The organism is Caulobacter sp. FG7 (genome assembly GCF_057808875.1).
In genome coordinates this window covers 49,303-70,266 of the sequence record NZ_JBMDIW010000003.1, presented here as the reverse complement: position 1 = coordinate 70,266, position 20,964 = coordinate 49,303, and the positions used below count along the sequence as shown (strand labels likewise).

The following is a 20,964-nucleotide window of genomic DNA, read 5'->3' as shown; positions in this document are numbered from 1 at the left end:
TTAACCGCGCACCGCAAGGACCTCGTCGAGCGCCGACAGCAGGCGGGCCGCTTCAATCGGCTTGCCAAGGTGGCGATCGGCGCCCGCCTCGAAGCTGGCCCGCAGATGCTCTGGCAGGACATTGGCGGTGAGCATGATGATCGGGCAGGGGCGCTGTCCCAGGCGACGCTGCCGGGCGCGGATCTCGCGGGTGGCGCTCAACCCGTCCATGACCGGCATCTGCATGTCCATCAAGACCAGATCGAAATCGCCCGCGCCGAAGGCCTCCACCGCCTGACGGCCGTCACACACCGAGGTCAGCTCCGCCCCGACCTCGCCCAGGATCAGCTCGATGACCTTTCGGTTCACGGGGTGATCCTCGGCCAGCAGCACGCGCACGGCGCGCTCTCGGCAGACCTGGGGCGCGGGCGCCTCAAGCACCGGCGGGGCGTCGGGCAGGGTGAGAGCGAAGGCGAACGACGACCCCGCGCCCGGCGCGGAAACCGCCGATAGCGCCCCGCCCATGGCCCGGACGAGATCGGCGCTGATCGCCAACCCCAGTCCCGATCCGCCATAGCTACGGGTGATGGAGTCGTCGGCCTGGGCGAAACGGTCGAAGATTCGGGACTTGGCGGCCGCGTCGAAGCCGATGCCTGTATCGCACACCAGGAACCGCCATCCCTCCTCGACGGCGGCGACCTGCAGGTTCACCAAGCCCTCATGAGTGAACTTCACAGCGTTGCTCAGCAGGTTGCCCAGCACCTGGCGGAGGCGAACGGCGTCTCCGACCACCCAGCGCCCGCCCGGGGGAGCCTGGACTGTATAGGTCAGGCCCTTGGCCTCGGCCGTCGGCCGATGCAACTCGCCGACCTCGCGCGCCAGCCCCAGCAGGTCGAACGGCTCCTGAGCGATGCGCAGCGCCCCCTCCTCCGAACGCGCCAGGTCCAGGACGTCGCTGAGCAGGACCTCAAGGGTGCGCGCCGCGCCGGTCATGGCGCGCAGCAACTCGGCTTGTTCCGGGGCCAGGGCCGTGCGCGAGAGAACATCGCCCAGACCGAGGATCCCGTTCAGGGGCGTGCGTATCTCATGGCTCATATTGGCCAGGAACCGGGTCTTGGCCTCACTGGCGACGCGAGCCTGGTGCAGGGCCTCGCGATCGGAAATGTCGCGAACGATCGCGCCAACCATGGTGCGTTCATTGTCTCGCCACATCGACAGCGACAGGCTGGCGGGAAACTCCGAACCGTCGCGGCGCAGGGCTGGCACCTCGACCGCGCCGGCCAGGGTCGGCCGGCCGCCGTTGCAAAGCCGGGCAAAGCCGCGATCATGGCCAGCGCGCAGGCGTGGCGGAATGATCATCCGCAGAGCCCGGCCCAAGGCCTCGCGCGCCGGATAGCCAAAGAGCGCCTCGGCGGCGGCGTTCCAGTGCATGATGATCTGCCGCTCATCCACGATCAGCACCGCGTCGGAGGTGCCGTCGAACAGCTGCGACAGGAAGAGCTTTTCCCGCCGCGTCTCCAGGCGCTCGCCGACGATGCGCGCCAGGAGGTCGAGCTGGTGCAGTTGGCTCGCCGTGAAGAGACGAGGCGCCAGACTCGTGGCGCAGACCGTACCGACGACGTGATCCTGAACGAGGACGGGTGCGCCTGCATAGGCGCCGACATAGTCGATGTGGGAAAATTCCGGGTCGCGCCCGACATCCTCAAGGACGACGCGCGCCTTGGTCTTCACCACCCGGTCGCAGAAGGCCTGGGACCTTGGGAGGCTCTTGGCGGCGACGCCGGAGGCGGCCTTGAACCAGACCTCGTCGGCGCCGACGAAAGTCACGAAGCCGCAGTCCGAAAGGACCGCCGCCCGCGCGCTTTCGGCGATCAGGTCGAGCGCGCGCTCACGCTCGTCGTCCAGTAATCCCAGGGACTGCAGGATGGCTAGTCTCTGATCGCTGTCTTTGGCTTGACCCGTATCCAAGACGCTCCCCCTCCACGAGCCGCTACAGTCGACCCGGAAGGTTTGCCTGGCCATTGATCCGGGCTGAGGTTGATTGTCGCAGCCTGACGCGGGCCAGGCGCGCGCCTTCGGTTCAAATCATGGAACCCAAGCCTGACCTTGGCGATTGTCCGCAGCGGTGCAGCGGCTGGCGAAGGGCGACCGATGTGACTCTCCACGATCTGGCGTTTCTTGGGACCGGCAGCGCCTTGGGCCTGCTGATGGCCGAGCGCGACTGGTCCGACAGCCCTCTGGGACCGCCCGCCGGCTGGTCGCCCAGCCTGAAGACCACGGTCGGGCTGATGTTGCCGGCCAGCGCCCAGATCGTCCTCTTCTGGGGCGAGAAGTACTGCGCCCTCTATAATGACGCCTACGCGCCGACGATCGGCGACAAGCACCCGCGCGCCCTTGGACGACCGGCCAGCGAGGGCTGGGCCGAGCTCTGGGACGATCTTGGCCCGCTGCTGGACAGCGTGCGCGAGACGCGCGCCACCTTCGAGGCCCGGGACCGTCAGTTCTACATCGAGCGGCATGGATACCCTGAGGACGTGTGGTTCGACGTTTCCTACTCGGCCGTGCTGGACGCGGACGGGTCGGTCGGCGGCGTGCTCTGCATCGTCAACGAGACGACCCAGCGGGTGCTGGCCGAGCGGCGGCACAAGACGCTCCTTGCCCTGGCTGACCGGCTCGCCCAGACCGCCGATGCGCAAGCGGCCAAGCGCGCGGCCGTCGCCTTGCTGGGCGAGACCCTGGGCGCAGCGCGGGTCGGCTATGCAGAGGTCTCGACCGACGACCAGAATCTCGCCGTCGCCTCCGACTGGACCACGCCAGGCATGTCGAGCCTTGGCGGCGAAAGGCGCCCCCTGGAGAGCTTCGGTCCGAAGATCATCGCCGCGCTGCGCGCCGGCGAAACCCTCAGACTGGACAGCCTGGCCGACGACATGCGCGCCGCGCCCCATGCCGATGGCTACGCCTCGATCGGCGTGCGGGCGATGATCGGCGTTCCCTTGGTGCGGGCCGGCCGCCTGACCGCCCTGCTCTATATCCACGAGGCCCAACCGCGGCGCTGGACCGAACACGACATCGCCTTGGCGCAGGCCGTGGCGGCCCGGACGTGGGATGCTGTGGAGCGAGCGCGGGCCGAACAGGCCCTGCATGCCCTGAACGCCACGCTGGAAGCGCGCGTGGCCGAGCGTACAGCAGCGCTCGAGGAGGCGCAGGAGGCCCTTCGGCAATCGCAGAAACTGGAGGCCATGGGGCAGTTGACCGGCGGCGTGGCCCACGACTTCAACAATCTCCTGACGCCGATCTTCGCCAGCCTGGATCGACTCAAGCGCCAAGGTCTGGGCGGCGAGCGCGAGCAGCGGCTGATCGACGGCGCCCTGGCTTCGGCCGAACGCGCGCGCGACCTGCTGCAACGGCTCCTGGCCTTCGCCCGCCGTCAGCCGCTGCAGCCGAGCGCCGTGGATATTGCCAGCCTGATCGCCAACATGGGCGCCCTGCTCGAAAGCGTCACCGGACCACAGATCCGGATCGTAACCGAGGTGGAAGAGAATCTCACGTGCGCCCATGGGGACCGCAACCAGCTGGAGATGGCGCTGCTGAACTTGGCGGTGAACGCCCGCGACGCGATGCCGGATGGCGGGACACTGCGACTTTCGGCCCGTTCGGCGAGCCAGGACCAGCCACAACCTGCAGGTCTCCCTGCCAACGCCTATGTCCGCGTGTCGGTCTCCGACACCGGCCATGGCATGGACGAGGCCACGCGGGCGCGGGCGATCGAGCCGTTTTTCTCGACCAAGGGGATCGGCAAGGGCACTGGGCTGGGTCTTTCAATGGTCCATGGCCTGGCCGCGCAACTGGGCGGCGTCCTGACCATCGCCAGCGCGCCGGGCGCGGGCTCCACCTTCGAGCTATGGCTCCCGGTGAGCCGCCAAGCGCTCGCCCTTACTCACGCGCCATCGGTCAAGCCGGCCAAACACGCCGGGGTGGCCCTCTTGGTCGACGACGAACCTCTGGTCCGGGCCTCAAGCGCCGACCAGCTCACCGAGCTTGGCTATCTGGTCATCGAGGCCGGTGAGGCCGAAGCGGCCCTGGCCCTGCTCGACGACGGGCTCTGCCCCGACGTCATCGTCACCGACCACCTGATGCCCGGCATGTCCGGCGCGGAGTTCTGTCGCCGGGTTCGCGCCCGTTGGCCGGGCCGGGCGGTGCTGATCACCTCGGGCTATGCGGATGTCGAGGACTTGGCGCCGGACCTGCCGCGCTTGGTCAAGCCTTTCCGTCACGAGGACCTGGCCTCGGCTGTCGCCGCCGTGCGGCGGCTGGAAGCGATGTCCTAGGCTCGCTGCTCCGGCAGAGAACATGAAAACTCCCCGGGCCACGGCCCGGGGACTTCATGCAGGCCGCGCGTCCCTAGAGAGCGCGTCGTCCGGCGATCATGTGGTAGATCAACAGGACCACGACCGCGCCGATCGTCGCCACCAGAAGGCTGTAGAGGTTGAAGCCGGTGACGCCGGCGCTGCCGAACTGGTTGAACAGGAAGCCGCCGACGACCGCGCCGACGATGCCAAGAACCAGGTCGAGAACCAAGCCGCCGCCACTGCGGCTGACCAGCATGCTGGCGATGAAGCCGGCGATCAGGCCCAGAACGATCCAGGCGAGAATGGACATGAGATCCTCCAGGATTGAGAGCCGCTAACGGGCCAATGCCTTAATAGCCCTCGCAGCCACGCATCGTTCCCCACGCCCCTCCTCAAAGTCGCACGACGCCTTCTTCCTGCAGAGCTCGGCATGGGAGCGTCAGGACCACCTCCGCGCCGGGCGAGGCCCCGGCGGCGGCGGAGCATCCCGCCCAGCTGCTGACCAGCGCTCCAACAACGATGCGCGCACCGCCGCCGGCCTTGCGGCCGGTTGGCTGCCGCCCCCCATCGTCGCGGCCCCTGAACACCAGGCTGTCCTGGTCGGCCAAGAAGCTCACCGGATGTCGCCGACACGATCTTCCGGGAAGGCGTGATAGCCGACATTAGACAGCTGCCGAACTTGCGACCTTGGACACACGCGCTCAAAACACTGCTTGGTGGTCTGTCCGCCAAAGGCCTCGGGCGCGACCACGCTGCTCGATGGGGCCCACGGCCGCCGAGCGTCGGCTTGGCGAGATCCAAGCCGGCCGATCGCTTGCGAAAAGCCGTTGCCTGTCACGCCATCAGCTGGGCGGCGCTGAGCCAAGCCGACTGCTGGTCGTCAGGCCCGCAGCAGCGTGTTTACGATGCGCCCCCCTGCGAGGAAGCGCGCGCCCTGAGCGATCTCTTTCGACGCCGCGGACATGAGGCATCCTGGACAAGACTGAGATCTGCGACAGCCTGGCCGTCACGAAGCTACCGGCGCGACCGCTCCGGCCGGGGCGACGATCCCGCCCCTCCGTCGCTCGGTTGGGTCTCCCCCGATTGGTCAGCGGAAAGGCGTGAGCATCACGATTGCCCGCCCGTGAGCGGATTGGGCGCCCAGCCTCCATGGCGACCGCTCAGGCGCTCCAGTTCCTGCTGCATGCGCAGGACCTGACCGCCAAGGCTGGTGACGTCGTTCTGCAATTGGGCGTTCCGTTGCTTAAGATAGGCGTTCTCGCGACGCATCGCCTGGGCGTCTTCGTCGGTCATGAACGTGGTCCTTCTGGAACAGATAGCGGTTTCATGCGGATGGTCGCGTGCAGCAAGTCGACACGCTCGGGATAAAGACCGGGCGCCAGGAGCTCCTTTTGCGCGCCCTCGCGGACTTCACCCGTGTGACGATCGCCGAGGAAGCAGGCCCCGGCCCGAACCAACGCAACGAGATCCGGCGAACCCGACCATCGCCAAGCAGGCGCTCCACCGCGTCGTTGAACGGCTTCACACGAGCGTGCGGATTGGATTTGTGGGGCGGACATGACGTCCTTTCGGGGCCGATGAGCCCGCATGGCGCGTAGCACGGGCATGATAGCGCGATCCGGAAGGAATGGCTCCACAATTGGCGCAATCATTTCGCCAGGCAGGATTGAAACCAGCCGTGCTGGAGCCCCTCAAACGAGGCGCAATCATTTCCCTGGAAAACCGGCGTTCATGCTAATGTCGTCTCGAGGCGCGCAGTCACGCCATCGGGTCGGTTCGCCAGACCTCGAAACGCCAAGGTCTCGACGCGCCGGCTACCATCACCATCGCAATCGTCGCCACGGAGCTTTTTGCTCCGCCGGCTCGTCTCGCCCTCATCTTCACCGAAAGGAACGTCTCTTGTCCAAAGGCAACCGAGAAGTCCGCAAACCCAAGGCGATCAAGCCCAAGCTGACCGCCGCCGCGCCCGCCGCCCCTTCGCCGGTCAGCGCGCCCCGAAAGAAATGACCCTCCGCCGTGAAGGCGGCGCGCCAAGAAAGGCGACAAGATGAAAACCTATCCCGGAACGCGCCCGTCCCCGCCAAAGGGCTTAAACGATCCGCGCTCGACCGCGAGCCAAAGCGCCAGACCGCGGCCGATTGATCCCGACGCCCTGCGCGGCACCAAGCCCTGATCGCCCTGACGTCTCATCGGGGTCGGAGCGGCTGCAACCGGGTCATGCACGCATGAGCCGCTACTTCTGCTACATCCACACGCAAGCGTCGATGGCGCCGCAACTACATGTCCTGGTCAGCGAGCCTGGCGAGCAGCTCGCCGCCGCGGTGAGGGAAGAAATCCGCAGTTGGCCCGCCTACACCGCGGTCGAGATCTACGACGAGAACGATCGGGCGATCCTCAGATTCACGAGGACCGCGATGCTCGTCCCTAGCTAGGCAAGCATGGATTGCAGCTTGGACGGGGCGGCCCTGCCTTCCCCTCTTGGCCAATCGCCAAATCCGCATCGTGGGCGCTGAACACCTGGGACGGGACGTGGCTCACACCCGGGAGCCGACCATCACCGCTTAAGTCCGCGGGGCCCGATTGCGCCATTTGAGTTCGCGGGCAGCAGCGAAATTTCCTGAGTGTCAGGCCATGGGTCGAGGGACAGACCCAAGGTGGTGCGGCGGCAGGCTAACCCGCGCTCGTCCCTCCTGCTTCACGCCAGCCGCCGCCCAAGGCTCGAAACGAACGAACCGAGGCGCGGGCCGCTTCCGCCCGGGCCTGGATCCTGGCGTCGCGAATGGAAAGCAGCCGCGCATCGGCGTCAAGAACTTCGGTCAGACTGACGACGCCGGCGTCGTAGGCTGCCGCGGAAGCGTCCCTGGCCTGGATCAACGACACCTCGCCCTCCGCCAGGATCCGCTCTTGGTCCTCGCGCTTGACCAGGCTGGAAAACGCGTTCTCCACGTCCTCAGTCGCGCGCAGCACGGATTGCCGGTAGGTCGCGAGCGCCTCGGCCTTGCGGCCACGCGCGGCGCTGACCTCGGCCTGGACTCGGCCAAAGTCGAAAAGCCGCCAGCGAAGACCCAAAACGCCCTGTGCCTGGGAGGCGGGGCGCTCGAGGATGGTGCTGCTGCTGGTGGTGGCCGTGCCGACCAGACCGCTCAGGGAAAACTTCGGAAAATATTGAGACAGGGCCGATCCGACCTGCGCATTGCTCGCCCGAAGTCGCTGCTCGGCCACGACAAGGTCGGGACGCCGTCGTAGCAGTTCGGCCGGACCGCCGGCCTCGGCCAGGCCCGGAGCGGCCGGGATCGGGGCCGCCACGGCCAGCTCGGCGCGATAGGTCCCAGGCTGCGCGCCCAGCAGCACGTCCATGGCGTTGAGCGCCGCGTCGAGGCCCTCCTCCAGGACGGGGATATTGGCCTTGGTCTGTTGCAGGGCGCCGAGCGCCTGCTGGAGCTGGAGTTCGGCCGCGACACCCTGGGCGCGCTGCAGACGGACCGTCTCGACCAACCGGCCTTGCGTCTCTACCTGTTGGCGGGCGACGACCAACCTGGCCTGCAGGCCGCGGACCAGCATGTAGGTGTCGGCGGCCTGGGCGGCGACCGCCAGGCGCGCGGCGGCGACGCCGGCCCGCGCGCCCTCATATTGAGCGCGGGCCGCCTCCTGATCACGACGCGAGCCGCCGAAGACGTCAAGCTCCCAGCCCGCGACGACATTGGCTTCGTACAGCGCGCCGTTGCGATCGAAGTTAGGCGTGGCGGCCAGCAGGCGCCCGGTCGGGGTCTGGGTCGAAGCGTGGGCCTGGGCGGCGCTGGCCTCGACCGAGGCCGACGGCAGCAAGGCGGCGGTCGCCGCCCCCAGCCCCGCCCTCACCTGGGTCACGCGGGCCGCGGCCTGGGCCAGGTCGAGATTTTGGGTCAGGGCGCGATCGACCATCTTGTCGAGGACTGGATCCTTGAAGCCGCGCCACCAGCTGTCGACTGGCGCGGGCGCCGCCTGGCGGGCGGCAACCGCGGCCTCGCCCATGAAGGCCCGCGGGGCGGCGATCGTCGGCGCGACATAACTGGGCCCCACCGCGCAACCGCCAAGAGCGGCGACGCCGGCGACCGCTGGAAGGGACTGAAGAAAGACGGAGCGCATGGCAAACTTTCTGGACGTGGCGAACCAAATGTGACCAAAGTCCAATACGGTCACTCGTTTGTCAACCTCGATGACCGATGATAGCTTGCCAGCCATGAGCATCCTCGATCCTTCTTCTTCCGCAGACGGCCAGCGTGGTCCCGTCGAGCACGGCATCCGAGACCAGATCGTCGACGCGGCCGAGGCGCATTTCAGCCGCTACGGCTATGGCAAGACCACGGTTGCGGACCTGGCCAAGGCGATCGGCTTCTCCAAGGCCTACATCTACAAGTTCTTCGATTCCAAGCAGGCGATCGGCCAGGCGATCTGCGTTCAATGCCTGGACAAGGTGCTTGCAGCGGGCGAGACCGGCGTGGCCGAAGGCAAGACCGCTTCCGATAAGTTACGCCGCTTTTTCAACGGCATAACAAGCAAGAGCGCCGAGCTGTTTTTCCAGGACAAGCTGCTCTACGACATCGCCGCCCATTCGGCCGAAGAACGCTGGCCCTCGGTGATCGCCTATCTGGCGCGGGCCGAAGCCATCCTTCGCGGCATCATCCTGCTGGGCCGCGAGACCGGCGAGTTCGAACGCAAGACGCCGATCGACGAGATCTGCGAAGCGATCTTGCTGGTCATGCAGAGCTTCATGAACCCGCTGATGCTCAAGCACAATCTGGACGACTTGCCAGAAGCGCCGACCAAGGCCGTCAATCTGGTGCTTCGCAGTCTCGCGCCTTGAGCAGAAAAGTGACCAGTTGACAATTTAGTCACTCGCCGCCAGCTTGGGAGCCTCCGTCAAGGCAGGATCCTTAAGCCATGTCGTCTCGCCCCCTCGCCGCCGTCCTGCTCCTGGGCGGTCTAGCGCCCCTGGCCGCCTGTGGCGGCAAGGCCGACGCCAACGATCCGCGCACCCAGGCTCCGATCGTCCGCGCAGCCGTCGCGGGGCCGGCCGCTACTGGAGAGCGCCGGTTCAGCGGCGTCGTCTCGGCCCGCGTCCAGAGCGACCTGGGCTTTCGGGTCGCCGGCAAGGTGGTCGCCCGCCTAGTCGACGCCGGCCAAACGGTGCGCCTGGGCCAACCGCTGATGCGCATCGACGCGGCCGACTACGCTCTGGCCGTCACGGCCCAGCACGAACTAGTGGAGGCCGCCCGCGCGCGCGCCGAGCAGGCCGCGTCTGAGGAGCGACGCTATCGCGGTCTTGTTGCGGCCGGCGCGGTTTCCACCCTCGTCTACGACCAGGCCAAAGCCGCCGCCGACGCGGCCCAAGCGCAGTTGGCGGCGACCCAGGCCCAGGCCCGCGTCTCGCGCAACACCGCCGGCTACGCGGTCCTGACCGCCGACGCAGACGGCGTGGTAATGGAAACCCTTGCCGAGCCCGGACAGGTGGTGGCGGCCGGCCAGCCCGTCGTGCGCCTAGCCCATGCCGGCCCGCGCGAGGCCGCCATCGCCCTGCCCGAGACCGTTCGCCCGGCGCTCGGCTCGACGGCGGACGCCTACGCCTTCACCGGCGCCAAGGCCGGCCAGGCGCGGCTTCGCCAGCTTTCCGATGCGGCCGACCCCCACACCCGCACTTATGAGGCCAGGTATGTGCTGAGCGGCCCGGCAGCCCGGGCCCCGCTGGGCTCAACCATGGTCGTGGTCCTGCCGGGCCAGGCCGGCGGCGAAGCGGCCCGCGGCGTCGAAGCGCCGATCGGCGCCCTCCATGACGCCGGCAAGGGTCCGGGCGTGTGGGTCATCGACCCGCGCACCTCAACCGTCCATTGGCGCGCCGTGCAGGTTGCGTCGCTGGGGAGCGAGACGGTGACGATCTCCGGCGGTCTTTCTGGCGGCGACCGGTTCGTGGCCTTGGGCGCGCACATGCTCCACCAGGGCCAGCGCGTGCGCGTCCAGACCGGAGCGGCGCAATGACCCTCAATCTCTCCGCCCTGGCGGTGCGCGAGCGATCGATCACCCTCTTCCTGATCATCGCCATGACCTTCGCCGGCGCCTTCGCCTTCCTGAAGCTGGGACGCGCCGAGGACCCGAGCTTCTCGATCAAGGTCATGACCATCGTCAGCGCCTGGCCTGGCGCCACGGCCCAGGAGATGCAGGACCAGGTGGCCGAGCCGCTGGAAAAGCGGATGCAGGAGCTGAAGTGGTACGACCGGTCGGAGACCTTCACGCGGCCCGGCCTGGCCTTCACCACCCTGACCCTGAAGGATCAGATCCCGGCCAAGGAGGTCCCAGAGCAGTTCTACCAGACCCGCAAGAAGATGGCCGACGAGGCCGCCAACCTGCCGCGCGGCGTGCTGGGTCCGTTCGTCAACGACGAGTACGGCGACGTGACCTTCGCGCTCTATGCGCTCAAGGCCAGGGGCGAGCCGCAGCGCCTGCTGGCGCGCCAAGCCGAGATCCTGCGCCAGCGCCTGTTGCACGTGCCTGGCGTCAAGAAGGTCCAGATCATCGGCGAGCAGCCGCAGAAGATCTTCGTGGAGTTCAGCCAGGCGCGCATTGCGACGCTGGGCGTCAGCCCGCGCGACCTTTTCGCCGCGCTGAATGATCGCAACCTGGTCACCCCCGCCGGGGCGATCGAGACCCAAGGTCCCCAGGTGCAGATCCGCCTCGACGGCGCGATCGACAGCCTGGAGACGATCAAGGAGACGCCGATCGTGGTCGGCGGCCGCACGCTCAAGCTTGGCGACATCGCCGAGGTCAGGCGCGGCTACGAAGACCCCGCCACCTTCATGATCCGCAGCAGCGGCGAGCCGGCTATCGTGCTGGGCGTGGTGATGAAGGACCGCTTCAACGGACTGGAGCTGGGCAAGAACCTCGACAGGGAAGCCAAGGCCATTTCGGCCGAGATGCCGCTGGGCATGAACTTCGACAAGATCACCGACCAGTCGGTGAACATCGTCGAGGCCTATGACGAGTTCATGCTGAAGTTTTTCGTGGCCCTGGCCGTGGTCATCGTCGTCAGCCTGATCAGCCTGGGCTTCAGGGTCGGGGTGGTGGTGGCCATGGCCGTGCCGCTGACCCTGGCAGGCGTCTTCGTGATCATGCTGGTCACCGGCCGCGATTTCGACCGCATCACCCTGGGCGCGCTGATCCTGTCGCTGGGTCTGCTGGTCGACGACGCCATCATCATCATCGAGACGATCGTGGTGAAGATGGAGGAGGGCAAGGACCGGATCTCGGCGGCGACCTATGCCTGGGGTCATACGGCCGCCCCGATGCTGGCCGGCACCCTGGTGACGATCATCGGCCTGATGCCTGTGGGCTTCGCCAAGTCCACGGCCGGCGAATACGCCGGCAACATCTTCTGGGTGGTGGCCTTCGCCCTGATCACCTCCTGGTTCGTGGCGGTGATCTTCACGCCCTATCTGGGCGTCTTGATGATCCCCAAGATCAAGCCGATCGAGGGCGGGCACGCGGCGATCTACGACACGCCGCGGTATCGCAAGCTGCGCAAGATGGTCACCTGGACGGTGGATAACCGCTTCAAGGTTGCGGCCGGCGTCGGCGTGGCCATGGTGGCCGCCGTCCTGATGATGGGCGGGATCAAGCAGCAGTTCTTCCCGATTTCCGACCGGCCGGAGGTGCTGATCGAGGTGCAGATGCCCGAGGGGCAGAGCATCGGTTCGACCAGCCAGGCCGTGGCGAAGGTCGAGGCGTGGCTGGCCAAACAGCCCGAGGCCAAGATCGTCACCAGCTATATCGGCCAGGGCGCGCCGCGCTTCTTCCTGGCCATCTCGCCCGAGCTGCCCGATCCGTCTTTCGCCAAGATCGTGGTGCTGACGCCCGATGAAAAGGCGCGCGACGCCCTCAAGAAGCGCGTGCGCCAGTTCGCGGCCGCCGGCTCGGTTCCGGGCGCCAGGATCCGCGCCACCCAGATCGTGTTCGGCCCGCCCTCGCCTTTCCCGGTGGCCTTCAGGGTCATGGGTCCCGACGCCGATCGCGTTCGCGACATCGCCGAGGAGGTCAAGGGCGTGATGCTGCGCAACGCAGGCATGCGCCAGGTCAACACCGACTGGGGCGAGCGCGCGCCGACCGTGCATTTCGTGCTCGACCAGGATCGGCTGCGCGCCTTTGGCCTCAGCTCCGCCGACGCCTCCCAGCAGCTGCAGTTCCTGCTGACGGGGGTACCGGTCACCCAGGTTCGCGAGGACATCCGCTCGGTCGAAGTGGTCGCGCGCACCACCGGCCAGGAGCGGCTCGATCCGGCCAAGCTCGGCGCCTTCACCCTGGTGGGCGCGGCGGGCGAGCGCATCCCGCTCGACCAGATCGGCAAGGCCGAGATCCGCACGGAGGACCCCATCCTGCGCCGTCGCGATCGCCTGACGACGATCACCGTTCGCGGCGACATCGACGAGACCTTGCAGCCGCCGGACGTCTCGACCCAGGTTCAAAAGTCGCTGCAGCCGATCATCAAGGCGCTGCCTGCCGGCTACCGGATCGAGATGGGCGGTTCGATCGAGGAGGCGGGCAAGGCCAATGTCGCCCTGGCCGCGGTCTTCCCGCTGATGTTCATCCTGATGATGGTGGTGATCATCTTCCAGGTTCGCTCGCTGTCGGCGATGTGGATGGTGCTGCTGACCGCGCCGCTGGCCCTGGTGGGGGTGGCGCCCACCCTGCTGATCTTCAACCAGCCGTTCGGCTTCAACGCGATCCTGGGCCTGATCGCCCTGGCCGGCATCATCATGCGCAACAGCCTGATCCTGATCGGCCAGATCCAGATAAACCAAGAAGAGGGCCTGGATCCTTTCCACGCTGTCGTTGAGGCCACCGTCCAGCGCGCAAGGCCGGTCATCCTGACCGCGCTTGCGGCGGTGTTCGCCTTCATCCCGCTGACCCTGTCGGTGTTCTGGTCGTCGATGGCCTACACCCTGATCGGGGGCACCATCGGCGGCACCATCCTGACGCTCGTCTTTCTGCCGCCGCTCTACGCCATGTGGTTTCGGATCAAGGCCCCCCGCAGCGACGCGGCTTCCACCAACGCCCCCGAGCCGCTGGCGACATGACAATCAAGGTTCGCCAGCGCCCCCGCCCTAAGCCGCATCGATCTGGAGACAAACCATGAGCGCCCCCGAACCCAAACTGGCCGACCAGATCGCTCCTGGGGCGTCGGGCCTGGAGCAACTCCAGGCGATGATCGCCGCCGGTGGACGAGCGCCCATCGGCGAGACCCTGGAATTTTCGCTCACCGAGGCCGGCGACGGTTGGGCGGCGTTCGAGGGCCTGCCAGGGCGCCACGCCTACAATCCGATCGGCACGGTCCACGGCGGCTATGCGGCGACCTTGCTGGACTCCGCCTGCGGCTGCGCCGTGCACTCCAAGCTCAGCGCCAAGCAGGCCTACACGACCCTGGACCTGAAGGTGTCCTATCACCGGCCCCTCACGGACAAGACGGGCCTGGTGCGCGCCGAGGGCCGTGTGGTGACCTTCGGCCGCCGCGCCGCCTTCGCCGAAGCCACGATCAAGGACGTCAGGGGACGGATCTACGCCACGGCGACCTCGAGCCTGCTGGTGTTCGAGCGGTGAGAAGAGCCCGTTCAATTATCGGCCCCCCCTCGCCCTCACCTCACCTGTGTCTCCAGGTCCGGCCCCAAGGGGCCGGCTGTTAATCAAGGAAAATGCGGGGCCAGCTTTGGCGCGCGCCCTGGGCGGCGGCCTCGATCACGCCGGCCACGGCCTTGGGCTGCGAGGCGAAAACGACGTTGATGCCCTTGACCTCGGTCGCATTGGCGCCGATGCGCCGGGCGATCTTGCGCAGCAGCTCGGAGGCGATCGCCCCGTCCTCCGTGGCGCCCACCGCCCAGCTGGGCTTGGTCTTCCAGGCCGCGACCGTCAGCTTGGCCTTGAGCGCCGCCAGCATGACGGGGTCCTGTGAAGCCTGCAGGAACGCTGCGTCTAGCCCTCGCCAGCGCTCGACCACAGCAGGTCAGCTGAAGGCTTGGCCGCGCCAAGTGCGGACGTCTACCGCCGCTAGAGAGGCGACGTATGCCCACTTCGGGATCGCGTCATCGCCACGTTGCCGCGCCGAGCGGGGCTTCTAACCTCCCGTGTGGGGCTCGCGAGATTCAGCCTATCGACGGCCTCAGGGCGTCGCTGGTTCCACTATGGCGCCGCGCGAAGTCGACGAACGCCTTGAACGCGGCGGTCGGATTGCGCCGGCTCGGATAATAGAGGCTCAAGGGTGACAGGCTTGGCGTCCAGTCCTCGAGCACGCGCACGAGGCGGCCAGCCTCGATGTCGTCTCGCACATCGGACTCCATCACCAGGGTCAGGCCCACGGAGGCCAGGGCTGCGGTGCGGGCGAGGCTCGCTTCGTCGAGAGTAACGGCGCCCTCGACGTCGATCTGGACGGACTGTCCATCCTTCTCGAACGGCCAGCGGTAGATCGCGCCGTTGGGAAGCCGGACGCGGAGACAGGAATGCTCCGCCAGGTCCTGGGGGATCACGGGCGTCCCGTGCACCTTCAAATAGCCCGGTGAGCCAACCACGACATTGCGCCGCGCGCCACCCAGCCGGAGCGCGATCATGTCGACGGGCACAAGGTCGGCGCTGCGAACGCCGAAGTCGAAGCCGCCCTCGACGATGTCCACGAGGCGCCCCTCCGTGACGATATCGATGTGAACCTGCGGGTGCACGCGCAGGAAGGGAAGGACGAGCCAGGAGAAGATTTCCCGCGCCGCTGTGGGAAAGGCATTGATGCGCAGCGTGCCCGAAGGGGCCGTTTTCTGGGAGCGCGCAATGTCCATCGCTTCGTGAATGTCGCGCACGGCGGGCGCGACCTGCGCAACGAATTGCTGGCCAGCCTCGGTCAGGGAGACACTTCGCGTCGTGCGGTTGAAGAGCCGTACGCCGAGCGAACGTTCCAGCTTTACGATCGCGTTGCTGAGCGCAGTCGTCGACATCCCTAGCTCAAGCGCAGCCGTGCGGAACTTGCCCCGTCGGGCGACCATCAGGACGGCGTCCAGTTCGGTAAGGCTGCCTTGGACCATTGTCCTGCCTTTCGTGATGAAGCGTCCCTGATTGACCGGATTATCACGCAAACTGGCGACGTCTAACTTGTCTGGCAAGCGCACTTCCAGCCGGCCTGGCTGCCAGCGCTGAAAGCAGGACAAAGACGATGTCGCTCGACCTTCCATCTCCGATCGCCGCCTATGTGGCCGCGAACGCCCAGCTCGATGTGGACGCCATGCTGAAGCCCTTCGCGGCCGACGCCGTCGTCACGGATAATGGCGCGGTGCTTCGCGGGCACGCCGAACTGAGGTCCCTGTTCGAACACGAAGTGGTCCCCGTAAAGGCGATCTTCATGCCCGACACCGCCCGGTACGAGGGCGGGCAGGTCATGGTCGAAGGCCCCGCCCACGGTGACTTCCCAGGCAGCCCGATCCGCTTCACCTACCGCTTCACGCTAGAGAACGGCGGCATCAAGGCCCTGGAGATCACCGTATGACCTTCAAGGCAGATCCGACCGAGTTCGCCGGCAAGCGCGTGCTCATCAGCGGCGGCTCAAAGGGCCTGGGTCGCGCGACTGTCGACCGCTTCCTGGCCGGCGGCGCCCGGGTGATCACCGCCGCCCGCGGAAGCCTGGAGCCCATCGACGGCGTCGAGTTCGTCCAGGCGGACCTGACGACGGCCGGGGGCGGGGAAACCTTCGCCAGGGCGGCGCTTGAGCGCCTGGGCGGGATCGACATCCTCGCCCACGTGGTCGGCGGCTCGTCGGCGCCGGGCGGCGGCTTTGTCGCCCTGACGGACGACTACTGGCTCTCCGAACTCAACCTGAACCTTCTGGCCACGGTCCGCCTCGATCGCCTGCTGATCCCGCAGATGATCGAGCGCGGCGCCGGGGCAGTCGTGCACGTTACGTCCATCCAGTCTGTGCTGCCGCTTCCCGAGGCGACCACGGCCTACGCCGCCGCCAAGGCCGCGCTCAGGACCTACAGCAAGTCGATCTCCAAGGAGCTGGGCCCCAAGGGCGTGCGGGTGAACGCCGTGTCGCCTGGTTGGATCATGACGGAGTCGACCGGCGTGTTTCTCAAGCGTCTGCAGGACGCCAACGGCGGAACGATCGAGGACGCGCGCCAACTGGTCCTGCAGGGCCTTGGCGGCATTTCGATCGGTCGCGGGGCCGAACCGATCGAGGTCGCCGACCTCATCGCCTACTTGGCCTCGGATCGCGCCGCCGCAATCCACGGCGCCGAGTTCGTCGTCGATGGCGGCACAGTGCCGACCGTCTGATTGCGTGTCCTGACGCCGGCGAGTCGACCGGGGACCAGTTTGCCGAGGTCCCCGCCCCTCCTGGATTCGTGATCGAGCAGCAATCGGACGGCTTCGGCTTCGTCAACCTCGCCAAGTTCAAGGCTGGCTTCGCCGCCGACATCAATGACGCCGACGCGGCCTTTATGCGCGACAGCCAGGCGCCGATCGCCATGTCCGCCTTCGGCGACAGGGTCACCAAGGCCGCCTGGCGCGTGAAACCCAGCTGGTTCGTCGTGGCGACCGAGGACGGCGCAATAGATCCCAAGCTCCTGCGCAAGACCTCCACCCGCATTGGCGCGCAAGCCGTGGAGATTACGGGCAGCCACATCGTCTTCCTCAGCCGGCCGCAAGCGGTGGCCGAAGTGATCGACAAGGCCGCCAAGGCCGCCCTGTCCAAGGCGAAGTAGGACCTAGACCGACTACGGGGCCCGATGGGCCAGCCGCCGGCGCGCCAGACGCGCCGGCGGTTGGCCCGTGAACACGGCTGGAAACGGCGGCGGCTACGAGCCGAGGGTCCGCTTACGACCGCCACCCAGACCTAAGCTTTGATCGGCCCAGAATCTTGCCGATGTCGCCGCTGCCGATAAGGCCGATGTTCATGCCGATTCAGTCCTGTTCTATAGGTCCGTTGGTTCAGGGGAAGCGGCTCCCACAACAACACCCGTTCTCGCCAGCAGGACCATCAACACGTTGTCGACCAGCGTGATCATGCGCTCCCTCGAAATCGACTTCCCGGTCGGTCCCGCCTCATGGGCGAGTAGCGCGACAGCGGTATCCGCAATGATTTCAACCTGGTCGTCAGACAGTTGCCCGCCTCCGTTTTCTGAAGCGCGCCCCGCCAGGAACGCAAACTCCTCGCGCATGTAGACCGCGAAGCGCTCGCTAAGCGTCTGATATAAATCGGGCGAGGACCGCGCCATCTCGAAGGTCGCGATCACGATGTCGGGCCTAGCGGTGCAGTCACCGGCCTGCTGCATCAGCGCAAGCAGATCATCTCGCAGCGACGCCCCTGTGTATCTCGGCCGATCAAACGGACTAAGCGTGTCTACCGCATCAGCCACGAGGTCGGACTTCGTAGTCCAGCGCCTGTAGAGCGTGGCCTTCGAGACCCCGGCTTCCGAAGCCACATCGCTCATCGTCAGGGCTTGGTACCCAACCGAATTCAGTAGCTTGAGCGCGGCAGCGACAATGAGTTCGTCACGACTAGCATCTTGCCTACGGCCGCGCTGGGAGACCGGGCGCCGCCTCTGCGGCTGCATGTGAGTTTGGTCAGTCATCAAGATACCCTGTAAACGAAACCCTTTCGTTTCGATACTCTTGAGTTTCGCAAATCGCTGGAGCATATGGCAAGGGCAAGCCGCTGCTGCGCCAGCCGCCGCCCCGTTTCAGTTGGCGACGCTGTTGGTGTTCAGCGCCGATGAAAGGTTTCCTATGTCGAATTCTACGCACGGCCTTATCTTGGTGACCGGAGCCACGGGCAAGCAGGGAGGCGCAGTCGTCCAGGCTCTGTTGGCGGCAGGTCGCCCAGTGCGGGCGATGACGCGCGATCTTAACTCGACCGCCGCGCAGGCGCTATCAGCGCAGGGCGTAGAGGTTGTGAAAGGCGACTTCAATGATGCCGCAAGCCTCGATGCCGCGCTTGCCGGGGTGGATGGCGTGTTCTCCATGCAAATGGGATCGCATCCCGGGGACCCAGAGACTGAAATCGTCACCGGCAAAGCGTTGATCGAGGCCGCCAAACGCGCGGGTGTCGACACCGTCGTGCACACCTCTGTCGCCCGCGCGGGTGATCAGAAGAATTTCGTCGGCTGGGATGAAGGGCGGTGGGATCCGCTCTATTGGAACAACAAGGCGGCTGTGATCGACATGGTCAAGGCCCAGGGCTTCCCTCACTGGACGATCCTGAAGCCGGCCATGATCATGGAGGACATCCTGCCGCCGCAGGCGGACCTACAGTTCCCCACGCTCCGCACCCGCGGCCGGTTCGAGACTGTAATCGACGCCAATACCGGCATTGACTGGATCGCAGCAGCGGACATCGGCGCCTTTGCGGCAGCGGCCTTCGCCGAGCCGGAGCGTTTCCACGGCCATGAGATCGACCTCGCTTCTGAGACCTTCACGCTTCCGGTAGTCGCCGACAAAATGGCTAAGGCCACGGGGAAGGCTGTTACTGCCGTAACGCTGTCGCAAGACGAGGCCCTGGCTAGACACTGGGGGGAGCTCTTCACGAGTTCTGAGGCTTGGAACAACGTCGAGGGCTACAAGGTCGATCTGGAAGCTGCCCGTAGCTGGGGCGTGCCGCTGACTTCGCTTGACGCGTTCATCGAGCAGCACCGCGACAAGTTCGTGATCGGCTAGGCGCGACAGCGTCTTGGAACTTGCGCCGACGTCGGCTCGCAGTCACCGCGAATGCCTGGGACTGGCCTCCGGCCGGACCCAGGCTTGTCTTTTGCCGGCCAGCTTAGAGATAAATCTGCCAGTTCAAGAGTTTGCGGTCATGCAGCGTCTGCCCGATGCGCCGGCACCACCTCACCCAGCCACTCGAGCCGATCTTGAAACTGCGCTACGCGCGGTGAGAGGGCCTACGCGGTTTATAGGCTGGGCTTTGCCGGGAGCGGAGCTTGATGGTCTGGACCTACACGGCTGCCACTTTACGAAATGTCGAGCGGCTCAAGCCGACTTCTCACATGCGGACCTGACCGAGACCGTCTTCGACCATTGCGATCTAAGCAACACCATGTGGCGTGGGGCGCGCCTCTCCGCCACCCAATTTACGGACAGCAAGCTGACAGGGGCCGAATTCGAGGAAGTATCGTCTTTGGCCACGGTTTTCTCCCGGTGCCTGCTCGTGAACGCCCGTGCCCGCAACCTCTCCTTCCGCAAGCAAATACTCGAAGGCATTGATTTCCAGGGCGCCGATCTCGCGGGATGCGATTTTCGCGACGCGGTATTTCTCGATTGCAGCCTGCGAGACGCCAACCTGTCTCAGGCGCGCTTCGAGGGGGCGGACTTAAGACGCGCGGACCTGGGCTCCCTTCGCCTGGCCGACGCCAGCCGGTTCAAAGGTGCGATCATTTCCAAAGCTCAGGCGTCCCTACTGCTGAGCGGGCTTGGACTTAAGGTCACATAGGCACCCTCCCCGGTCGATTGGCGTGTCCACTTTGCGGCGGGGCAGCGCCAAAAGCGGCCGTTGGCGAGTCTCCAGAAACTCGACGCTCGCCCAGGCGCGGTCAGTCGTTGAGGAGCACGATCTTGCCGGTCACCGATCGGGCCTCGAGCGCGCGATGAGCCTCCGCCGCCGCCCGCAGCGGATAGGTCGCGCCGACCTCAGGGGTCACGACGCCATCCGCCACCAACTTCAGCACGGCGGCCAGATCGTTTTGATAGGCGCTGGGCCGTCCATCGCGCCAGGGCTCGCTGGAGTAGGCGACCACGCCCTGCCCCTTGGCGAACAGGCCAAGGCTGGAGAACCACGCGTTCAGGAGCAGGTCGGCCACCGCCAGCGGATTGACCTTGCCGCCTCGACTGACATCGTAGGCGCCGTAGAACACGCCGACGCCGCCAGGACGCAGCGCCGGCATCGAGACCGTCTTGAAGTGCTTTCCGCCAAGGTGGTCGAACGCCGCGGCCACGCCGCCGCCGCTCAGGGCCATGGCCCGGGCGACGACGTCCTCCCGCGCGTAGTCGATCGGTTCGCCGCCGCGCTGGGCGACGGCGTCGGCCTTGCCACGCGAGGCGGTTCCGATGGCGCGCACGCCGGCGATGCGCGCCATGTCGAGCAGCAGACCGCCCACGCCGCCGCCGGCCCCGTGCACCAGGACCCATTCGCCTGGCGCGGGGTTGGCGATGCGATGGAGCATTTGCCAGGCCGTCACCCCGTTCAGGACCGCCGCAACCAGACGGCCCGCATCCACCCCCTCGGGCGCGGGGACCAGCCATTGCGCCGCGACGTTGCGGCGGGTCGCGTAGGAGCCTAAGACGGTGATCCCGGCAACGCGCTGGCCGATGGTCAGGTTCATGACCCCTGGTCCGATCGCCTCGACCCGGCCGACCAGGTCATAACCCGGCGTGATCGGCGGCTTGTGTCCCGCATAGACGCCCTGCCGCATCATGATGTCGGCATAGGCCACGCCGACCGCTTCGATCGCGACCCGGACCTCACCGGCGGCCGGTGGCGGCAGGCAGCGCTCGACCGCGGTAAGCACCATCGCCGATCCCTTGCGAGGGATGTGCATTTCGAGAGCCTGGTCGGTCATTTCGGCAGTCCTGGGGTTCGGGGGTCTCAAAG

The 20,964-nt window shown here is 66.8% G+C and carries 20 protein-coding genes; 12 read left to right on the top strand and 8 right to left on the bottom strand.

Going from position 1 to position 20,964, the window contains the following annotated elements; genetic code table 11:
* Positions 1-2,001 carry a hybrid sensor histidine kinase/response regulator gene (locus ACODR1_RS03465; RefSeq protein WP_488879212.1) on the bottom strand — a complete coding sequence of 667 codons (2,001 nt, stop codon included), beginning with the start codon at positions 1,999-2,001 and terminating at the stop codon, positions 1-3.
* A gap of 131 nt (positions 2,002-2,132) precedes the next feature.
* Between ACODR1_RS03465 and ACODR1_RS03460 the strand changes: the two genes are divergently transcribed.
* The gene (locus ACODR1_RS03460; protein WP_488879211.1) at positions 2,133-4,307 is read left to right on the top strand and encodes a hybrid sensor histidine kinase/response regulator; all 2,175 of its coding nucleotides are present in this window, start codon (positions 2,133-2,135) and stop codon (positions 4,305-4,307) included.
* Between the two features lie 73 nt (positions 4,308-4,380).
* On the opposite strand, the gene ACODR1_RS03455 is transcribed toward ACODR1_RS03460, so the two are convergent.
* Together ACODR1_RS03455 and ACODR1_RS03450 are read right to left on the bottom strand one after the other, a co-directional pair.
* Positions 4,381-4,638, bottom strand: a complete 258-nt coding sequence (locus tag ACODR1_RS03455) for a GlsB/YeaQ/YmgE family stress response membrane protein (RefSeq protein WP_116490050.1) — start codon at positions 4,636-4,638, stop codon at positions 4,381-4,383.
* A gap of 797 nt (positions 4,639-5,435) precedes the next feature.
* Positions 5,436-5,621 (bottom strand): coiled-coil domain-containing protein, encoded by a 186-nt coding sequence (locus ACODR1_RS03450; RefSeq protein ID WP_116490048.1) that lies wholly within the window; start codon positions 5,619-5,621, stop codon positions 5,436-5,438.
* A gap of 754 nt (positions 5,622-6,375) precedes the next feature.
* Between ACODR1_RS03450 and ACODR1_RS03445 the strand changes: the two genes are divergently transcribed.
* On the top strand, positions 6,376-6,501 hold the full coding sequence (locus ACODR1_RS03445) for a hypothetical protein (RefSeq protein ID WP_488879210.1): 126 nt from the start codon (positions 6,376-6,378) through the stop codon (positions 6,499-6,501).
* A 52-nt stretch (positions 6,502-6,553) separates the two neighbouring features.
* Positions 6,554-6,760, top strand: a complete 207-nt coding sequence (locus ACODR1_RS03440; RefSeq protein ID WP_116490046.1) for a hypothetical protein — start codon at positions 6,554-6,556, stop codon at positions 6,758-6,760.
* A gap of 238 nt (positions 6,761-6,998) precedes the next feature.
* On the opposite strand, the gene ACODR1_RS03435 is transcribed toward ACODR1_RS03440, so the two are convergent.
* Entirely contained in the window at positions 6,999-8,453 is a 1,455-nt protein-coding gene (locus tag ACODR1_RS03435) for an efflux transporter outer membrane subunit (RefSeq protein WP_334349034.1), read from the bottom strand.
* Between the two features lie 94 nt (positions 8,454-8,547).
* Here ACODR1_RS03435 and ACODR1_RS03430 point away from each other — a divergent pair, with 94 nt between their 5' ends.
* The 4 genes from ACODR1_RS03430 (at position 8,548) to ACODR1_RS03415 (ending at position 13,949) form a co-directional block, all read left to right on the top strand.
* Positions 8,548-9,171 carry a TetR/AcrR family transcriptional regulator gene (locus ACODR1_RS03430; protein ID WP_116490044.1) on the top strand — a complete coding sequence of 208 codons (624 nt, stop codon included), beginning with the start codon at positions 8,548-8,550 and terminating at the stop codon, positions 9,169-9,171.
* Positions 9,172-9,248: 77 nt separating this feature from the next.
* Positions 9,249-10,340, top strand: coding sequence for an efflux RND transporter periplasmic adaptor subunit (locus ACODR1_RS03425; protein ID WP_488879209.1), 1,092 nt, complete (start codon positions 9,249-9,251; stop codon positions 10,338-10,340).
* Positions 10,337-13,429, top strand: a complete 3,093-nt coding sequence (locus tag ACODR1_RS03420) for an efflux RND transporter permease subunit (protein ID WP_488879208.1) — start codon at positions 10,337-10,339, stop codon at positions 13,427-13,429. Before ACODR1_RS03425 ends, ACODR1_RS03420 begins: the two co-directional genes overlap by 4 nt.
* Positions 13,430-13,484: 55 nt before the next feature.
* Positions 13,485-13,949 carry a PaaI family thioesterase gene (locus ACODR1_RS03415; RefSeq protein WP_116566288.1) on the top strand — a complete coding sequence of 155 codons (465 nt, stop codon included), beginning with the start codon at positions 13,485-13,487 and terminating at the stop codon, positions 13,947-13,949.
* 79 nt (positions 13,950-14,028) lie between these two features.
* Here ACODR1_RS03415 and ACODR1_RS03410 read toward each other — a convergent pair whose 3' ends face one another.
* Positions 14,029-14,283 carry a hypothetical protein gene (locus ACODR1_RS03410; RefSeq protein WP_488879207.1) on the bottom strand — a complete coding sequence of 85 codons (255 nt, stop codon included), beginning with the start codon at positions 14,281-14,283 and terminating at the stop codon, positions 14,029-14,031.
* Positions 14,284-14,488: 205 nt separating this feature from the next.
* Positions 14,489-15,490 carry a LysR family transcriptional regulator gene (locus tag ACODR1_RS03405; RefSeq protein ID WP_488879206.1) on the bottom strand — a complete coding sequence of 334 codons (1,002 nt, stop codon included), beginning with the start codon at positions 15,488-15,490 and terminating at the stop codon, positions 14,489-14,491.
* Positions 15,491-15,540: 50 nt separating this feature from the next.
* On the opposite strand from ACODR1_RS03405, the gene ACODR1_RS03400 reads away from it, so the two are divergent.
* The 3 genes from ACODR1_RS03400 (at position 15,541) to ACODR1_RS03390 (ending at position 17,083) form a co-directional block, all read left to right on the top strand.
* On the top strand, positions 15,541-15,870 hold the full coding sequence (locus tag ACODR1_RS03400; protein WP_488879205.1) for a nuclear transport factor 2 family protein: 330 nt from the start codon (positions 15,541-15,543) through the stop codon (positions 15,868-15,870).
* Complete coding sequence (locus tag ACODR1_RS03395; protein ID WP_116569757.1) at positions 15,867-16,655, top strand: SDR family oxidoreductase; 789 nt, start codon at positions 15,867-15,869, stop codon at positions 16,653-16,655. The genes ACODR1_RS03400 and ACODR1_RS03395 overlap by 4 nt, the downstream gene beginning before the upstream one ends.
* Positions 16,656-16,723: 68 nt before the next feature.
* Entirely contained in the window at positions 16,724-17,083 is a 360-nt protein-coding gene (locus ACODR1_RS03390; RefSeq protein ID WP_488879204.1) for an alpha/beta fold hydrolase, read from the top strand.
* A gap of 210 nt (positions 17,084-17,293) precedes the next feature.
* Here the strand turns inward: ACODR1_RS03390 and ACODR1_RS03385 are convergent, their stop codons facing one another.
* Entirely contained in the window at positions 17,294-17,953 is a 660-nt protein-coding gene (locus ACODR1_RS03385; RefSeq protein ID WP_488879203.1) for a TetR/AcrR family transcriptional regulator, read from the bottom strand.
* A 127-nt stretch (positions 17,954-18,080) separates the two neighbouring features.
* Between ACODR1_RS03385 and ACODR1_RS03380 the strand changes: the two genes are divergently transcribed.
* Positions 18,081-19,034: an NmrA family NAD(P)-binding protein gene (locus tag ACODR1_RS03380; RefSeq protein WP_488879335.1), complete on the top strand. Its 954-nt coding sequence runs from the start codon at positions 18,081-18,083 to the stop codon at positions 19,032-19,034.
* A gap of 139 nt (positions 19,035-19,173) precedes the next feature.
* A complete protein-coding gene (locus ACODR1_RS03375; protein ID WP_488879202.1) occupies positions 19,174-19,806 on the top strand; it encodes a pentapeptide repeat-containing protein in 633 nt (210 codons plus the stop codon).
* Between the two features lie 100 nt (positions 19,807-19,906).
* Here the strand turns inward: ACODR1_RS03375 and ACODR1_RS03370 are convergent, their stop codons facing one another.
* Positions 19,907-20,932 carry a zinc-binding dehydrogenase gene (locus ACODR1_RS03370; protein WP_488879201.1) on the bottom strand — a complete coding sequence of 342 codons (1,026 nt, stop codon included), beginning with the start codon at positions 20,930-20,932 and terminating at the stop codon, positions 19,907-19,909.
* Positions 20,933-20,964 lie beyond the last annotated feature (32 nt).

Coding starts and splice junctions, on each gene's coding strand:
- ACODR1_RS03375 (WP_488879202.1), top strand. CDS start 19,174: ATGCAGCGTCTGCCCGATGCGCCGGCACCACCTCACCCAGCCACTCGA.
- ACODR1_RS03370 (WP_488879201.1), bottom strand. CDS start 20,932: ATGACCGACCAGGCTCTCGAAATGCACATCCCTCGCAAGGGATCGGCG.
- ACODR1_RS03400 (WP_488879205.1), top strand. CDS start 15,541: ATGTCGCTCGACCTTCCATCTCCGATCGCCGCCTATGTGGCCGCGAAC.
- ACODR1_RS03445 (WP_488879210.1), top strand. CDS start 6,376: ATGAAAACCTATCCCGGAACGCGCCCGTCCCCGCCAAAGGGCTTAAAC.
- ACODR1_RS03430 (WP_116490044.1), top strand. CDS start 8,548: ATGAGCATCCTCGATCCTTCTTCTTCCGCAGACGGCCAGCGTGGTCCC.
- ACODR1_RS03425 (WP_488879209.1), top strand. CDS start 9,249: ATGTCGTCTCGCCCCCTCGCCGCCGTCCTGCTCCTGGGCGGTCTAGCG.
- ACODR1_RS03415 (WP_116566288.1), top strand. CDS start 13,485: ATGAGCGCCCCCGAACCCAAACTGGCCGACCAGATCGCTCCTGGGGCG.
- ACODR1_RS03410 (WP_488879207.1), bottom strand. CDS start 14,283: ATGCTGGCGGCGCTCAAGGCCAAGCTGACGGTCGCGGCCTGGAAGACC.
- ACODR1_RS03435 (WP_334349034.1), bottom strand. CDS start 8,453: ATGCGCTCCGTCTTTCTTCAGTCCCTTCCAGCGGTCGCCGGCGTCGCC.
- ACODR1_RS03450 (WP_116490048.1), bottom strand. CDS start 5,621: ATGACCGACGAAGACGCCCAGGCGATGCGTCGCGAGAACGCCTATCTT.
- ACODR1_RS03395 (WP_116569757.1), top strand. CDS start 15,867: ATGACCTTCAAGGCAGATCCGACCGAGTTCGCCGGCAAGCGCGTGCTC.
- ACODR1_RS03440 (WP_116490046.1), top strand. CDS start 6,554: ATGAGCCGCTACTTCTGCTACATCCACACGCAAGCGTCGATGGCGCCG.
- ACODR1_RS03465 (WP_488879212.1), bottom strand. CDS start 2,001: ATGGCCAGGCAAACCTTCCGGGTCGACTGTAGCGGCTCGTGGAGGGGG.
- ACODR1_RS03420 (WP_488879208.1), top strand. CDS start 10,337: ATGACCCTCAATCTCTCCGCCCTGGCGGTGCGCGAGCGATCGATCACC.
- ACODR1_RS03385 (WP_488879203.1), bottom strand. CDS start 17,953: ATGACTGACCAAACTCACATGCAGCCGCAGAGGCGGCGCCCGGTCTCC.
- ACODR1_RS03455 (WP_116490050.1), bottom strand. CDS start 4,638: ATGTCCATTCTCGCCTGGATCGTTCTGGGCCTGATCGCCGGCTTCATC.